The organism is Roseateles sp., from assembly GCF_036486225.1.
Taxonomy (GTDB): Bacteria; Pseudomonadota; Gammaproteobacteria; order Burkholderiales; family Burkholderiaceae_C; genus Roseateles.
Window position 1 is genome coordinate 1 of the sequence record NZ_DASVNZ010000416.1, and the last position, 4,998, is coordinate 4,998.

The window sequence follows — 4,998 nt, forward strand, 5'->3', positions numbered from 1 at the left end:
CCCTCGGAGCGAATTCCGAGCGGCGAGGAGGAGATTGAGCGGAGAGGGGCACCGGCTCCGCCGGCTTGCGCTCGCCCGCCCGAACGGCGTGCTGTCGCCTTGACATCATCGTCACTTCTGACGATGATCCGCCGCATGAAGTATCCAGGCGGCAAGGGCAAGGCGTACCAGCACGTCATCAACCTGATGCCTCCGCACCGGGTGTACATCGAGACGCATGTCGGTGGTGGCGCGGTCCTGCGCCACAAGCTGCCGGCGGCGCGATCGATCGCCATCGACGCCGACGAACGGGTCATCGCGCACTGGCGCGACCTGGCCCTTCCCGGCGTCGAGCTCGTTCACGGCCGTGCCGAGGAGTTCCTCGCGCGGCATGTGTTCGAGGGTGACGAGCTGGTCTACGTCGACCCGCCCTATCACCCCGAGACACGCCGGCAGACGCGCATCTACCGGCACGAATACGGCGCCGCGGACCACGAGGCGCTGCTGGCGCAACTCGCGGTGCTGCCGTGCCGGGTGATCGTGTCGGGCTACGCGCATCCGACCTACGACGCCCTCCTGCGGGGGTGGCACTCGGTGGAATTCCGCGCGAAGACCCACACCGATGTGCGGACGGAGACGCTGTGGTTCAACTTCGAGCCGCCTGAGATGCTTCACGACAGCCGGCACCGCGGAGCCACCTTCCGCGAGCGCCAGACCCACAAACGGCGTCTCGAACGCCTTCAAGAGCGTGTCCATGCCATGGATCCGGTCGAGCGCGCCGCGTTCGCCCAATGGCTGAACACCACCTATCCAGCCGCCCAGAGAGGCGGCGCTCCCCTTCTCCCATGACCCAGATCGTTGCCCTCGTCTCCCGACACGCCTCCCTCCAGAGAGAACTTCCCGACCCCCATCACCTCCTCCTGACCGGCGTGCGCTGGGGCGCCGTCGAGGAGTTCCCCACCCCCGCCTACTGGATGCAGCAGACGCTGGCTCGCCGCCTGGATCGCCTCAACGGCCCGGATCACCCGGACGCGGCGTGGCCCGCGGCGTCGGGCCGATCGCTCGCCGAAGAGGTCGGCGCGTCGCTGCTGGGCGGCCCAGGCATCCCGGCGGCCGTCGGACTGGCCGCGTTCGCGCGCATCCGCGAGCGCGGCGCCTTCGTGCAGCCCGGCGTCTGCGAGCTCACGCTCGCCGCGTGGCTCAGCGAACCGCTCGACGTCGAAGGGCAGGTGCTGGCCTTCCGCTTCGCGACGCAGAAGGCCAGGCACCTCGCGGCAGTGATGCCGGCGCTGCTGTCGGCGCCGGACTTCGAAGCGGGCCAGGAGGTGCGCAACTGGCTGATGGCGCTGCCCGGCGTCGGTCCGAAGACGGCCTCGGCGATCGTGCGCGGCTGGTCGGCCTCGGAAGAGATCGCGCTGCTGGACGTGCATCTGCTGCGCATCGGCCAGGTGATCGGGCTGTTCTCGCGCAAGCTGACGGTGGAGCGGCACTACCTCGAGGCCGAGGCGCGCCTGCTCAAGCTGTGCGCGGCGATGGACGTGCATCCGTCGGAACTGGAGGCGGTCGTCGCGGCCGAGATGCGCCGCTCGCCGGAGACGGCGCGTTTCCTGGTCGACCATCTGAAGGCGACCGAGCCCGGCGCGAGAACGACCTCGTCCTCGACGTCGGCCTCGACCTCGACGAAGGCCCGCGCGATGCGCGAGCCGGAGCAGATCGCACTGGTGTTCACGGCCTGACGCTGTCGCCCGATCCGCGGCCCCGCGCCGGGGCCGGAGCCTGCGCCTGGTCCAGGGCCTAGTTCGCCAGCCTGAATCTCGCCACCACCTGGCTCAGCCGCGCGGCCTGCTCTTTCAGCGCCTCGGCCGCGGCCGCGGATTCCTCGACCAGCGCGGCGTTCTGCTGCGTCATGCTGTCGAGCTGCGTCACCGCCGCGTTGACTTCCGACAGGCTCTGCGTCTGCCCGCCGGTGGCCGCGGCGATCTCGCGGATCAGCTGGCTGACCTGCCGCACCGCGTCGACCACCTGCGTCATCGTCGTGCCGGCGTCGCCGACGGCGCGCGAGCCGGTCTCGACCTGTTCGACCGAATCCGCGATCAGCGTCTTGATCTCGCGCGCCGCCTGGGCACTGCGCTGCGCCAGGCCGCGCACCTCGGACGCCACCACGGCGAAGCCGCGTCCCTGCTCGCCAGCGCGGGCCGCCTCCACCGCGGCATTGAGCGCGAGGATGTTGGTCTGGAAGGCGATGCCGTCGATCACGCCGATGATGTCGGCGATGCGCCGCGACGACTGCTGGATGCCCGCCATCGTCGCCACGACGCGGCCCACCATCTCCCCGCCCCGGCCGGCCACGCCGGCCGCGTCCTGCGCGATGCGGCTGGCCTCGTCGGCACTGCTGGCGCTCTGGCGGGCGGCGTCGGTCAGCTGGTGCATCGCCGCCGAGGTCTGCTCCAGGCTGGATGCCGCCTCCTCGGTGCGGCTGGAGAGGTCGCTGCTGCCGACGGCGACCTCGCGGCTGGATTCGGCGATCTGATCCGCGCTGGAGCGGACCGTCGACACCGACGCATGCAGCGCGTCGCGCATCTTGCCCAACGCCCGCAGCAGGTCGCCGAGTTCGTCCCGGCGGGAGGCCGCGTCGATGCCGCGCAGGTCGCCGTCGGCGATCCGGTCGGCCGTCGCGGACGCCGCGCGCAAGGGCTGGGTCAACGACCGCGTCAGCAGCCAGCCGACCACCGCGCCCAAGGCCATCGCGGCGGCGACCAGCGTCCAGATCGCGGTCAGCACGACCCGATAGTCGGCGCGCGCCTGCTGGTGCGCGAGATCGGCGCCCTCGGCGTTGATCTTCACGAGATCCGACTGCCGCTGGGTGGCGCCCCGGAACGCGGCGCGCGATTCGCCCCGCAGCAAGGCCACGGCCTCGTCGCGCTGGCCGGCGCCGAGCGCCGCCACGTAGCGTTCCTGCACTGCGCGGTACGCCTTCACCTGCCGTCCGAGGTCCTCGAAGACCTGCCGCTCCTTGTCGCCCGCGATGAGCTTCTCATAGGTCGACAGCAGCCCGGGCAGGACGCCCCACTGCTCGGTCAGGCGTGCCGCCTCGTCCGCGACCGCCTTCGCGTCGCCGCCGACCAGCATCTGCAGCTCCGCGCGCCGCATCTGGTTCATCGAATCGCTGATGGCGCCGAGCACGCGCGTGCTCGGCAGCCAGTTCACGGCCAGATCGTCGACCTTGGCCTCAACCTGCGCCACGCGGCTCGCCGAGAAGGCGCCCATCGTCAGCATCAGCAGCAACAGCAGCGCAAAGCCCAGACCGAGCCGCACCCCCACCTTCAAGTCGGACAGCATTCGCATGTGTTCCTCCCGTCGGCGCCGGATGCGGCGTCGTCATCACAAGCTAGCACCAGTCCGGCGGCGTGCACAGCCCCGGTGACAGGGGGCAGCGCGGATCGGGCGCCAGGCGCAAGACGGCGTGGCCTCAGACCGGCGGCCTCAGTCCGGCGGCATCAGGTCGACGGGATCGGGCTCCGGGGCGCTCTCGGCAGCGATTCCCAGCGGCAAGCGCAGCCAGTAGCGCCGGCGCTTCGCCCGCTCGCAATCGTCGATCGGCGACGACCGGCGATCGCTGCGCCACGACCACGCGCCGCAGTCGACGGTGTTGAGCAGCAGCGCACCGGCGGCGGCATACCGCGCGACGACGTCCGGCTTGGGATGCCCGAACCGGTTCAGATACCCCGACTGCACCGCCGCCACCCGCGGCGAGACCGCGCGCACGAACGCGGCCGTCGAGGAGGTCCTGCTGCCGTGGTGCGGCACGACGAGGACCTCGGCCGGCAGGCCGACCTCGCCGTCCTCGCGCACCAGGCGCGCTTCCTGGGGCGCCTCGATGTCGCCGGTCAACAGCACGCGGCGGCCGGCCGCCTCGACGCGCAGCACGCACGAACCGGCGTTGCGCTTCGCCTCCTTGCGCTTCTGGTTGGCTTCGCCCGCCCCGCCCGCCTCAGCGTCGACCATCGGCCACAGCACCTCGAAGCGCACGCCGTCCCAGGTCCAGCGCTGTCCGCGCCGGCAGCCCTCCCCGCCCGGGACGGCGCCGAGCCGCCGCTCGACCGGCATCCCGGCGAGCACGCTCGCCGCCCCTCCCACGTGGTCCTGGTCCGCGTGGCTGACCATCAGCAGATCGAGCCGCCGCTCGCCCAGGCCGCGCAACAGCGGCAGCAGCACGCGTTGCCCGGCATCGGAGCCCGGCCCCCACGACGGGCCGGTATCGAACACCATCGTGTGACCCTGCGTGCGCAGGATCGTGGCGCCGCCCTGGCCGACATCGGGCAGCCAGAGTTCGAACTGGCCCAGCTCGGGCCGGAGGGTCACGGGCCACAGCATCGGCAGGCACATCGCGAGACCGCCGATGCGCAGCCGCCACGGCCACGGCATCGCGAGGGCGGCACCGCCGAGCAGCCCCAGCGCCTGCGTCCATGCCGGCGGCCACGGCAGATGCCAGACCGCCAGCGGCAGGACACGCAGCGCCTCCAGCATCGTGTTCATCAGCGCGACGCACCACGCGCCCAGCGTCCACAGCGGCGGGCACAGGGCACCGAGCATCGCCAGCGGCGTGATCACGTAGGAGACCAGCGGGATGGCGAAGGCATTCGCCAGCAGGCCCACGATCGAGAGCTGCTGGAACAACAGCAGCGTCAGCGGCGCGAGCCCGAGCGTCACCACCCACTGCGTGTGCCAGGCATTGCGCAGCGCGCCGCGCCAGCCGGGATCGGCGCGATGGTCCGCGGCCATCAGCAGCGCGACCGCGCAGAACGACAACCAGAAGCCGGCCTGCGTCAGCGCCCAGGGATCGGCGGCGCAGACGCCGGCGGCGGCGGCGCACAGGCTCATCGGCCACGGCCAGCGTGCGCCGGCCTGACGAAGCAGCGCGAGGATCACGAGCAGCCCGACCGTGCGCTGCGACGGTACGCCCCAGCCGGAGAACAGCGCGTAGAGCCCCGCTGCGACGACGCCGAGCCACATCGCGGC

General features: G+C 72.0%; 4 protein-coding genes. 2 read left to right on the top strand and 2 right to left on the bottom strand.

Features of this window, described 5'->3' with window-relative positions; genetic code table 11:
• The first annotated feature begins 123 nt into the window (after positions 1-123).
• A complete protein-coding gene (locus VF536_RS27065; RefSeq protein ID WP_331618048.1) occupies positions 124-828 on the top strand; it encodes a DNA adenine methylase in 705 nt (234 codons plus the stop codon).
• Positions 825-1,715: a hypothetical protein gene (locus VF536_RS27070; protein ID WP_331618049.1), complete on the top strand. Its 891-nt coding sequence runs from the start codon at positions 825-827 to the stop codon at positions 1,713-1,715. The genes VF536_RS27065 and VF536_RS27070 overlap by 4 nt, the downstream gene beginning before the upstream one ends.
• A gap of 58 nt (positions 1,716-1,773) precedes the next feature.
• On the opposite strand, the gene VF536_RS27075 is transcribed toward VF536_RS27070, so the two are convergent.
• Positions 1,774-3,324, bottom strand: a complete 1,551-nt coding sequence (locus VF536_RS27075) for a methyl-accepting chemotaxis protein (protein WP_331618050.1) — start codon at positions 3,322-3,324, stop codon at positions 1,774-1,776.
• Between the two features lie 138 nt (positions 3,325-3,462).
• Positions 3,463-4,998, bottom strand: a 1,536-nt coding sequence (locus tag VF536_RS27080) for a DNA internalization-related competence protein ComEC/Rec2 (protein WP_331618051.1), incomplete at its 5' end; no start/stop codon positions are given.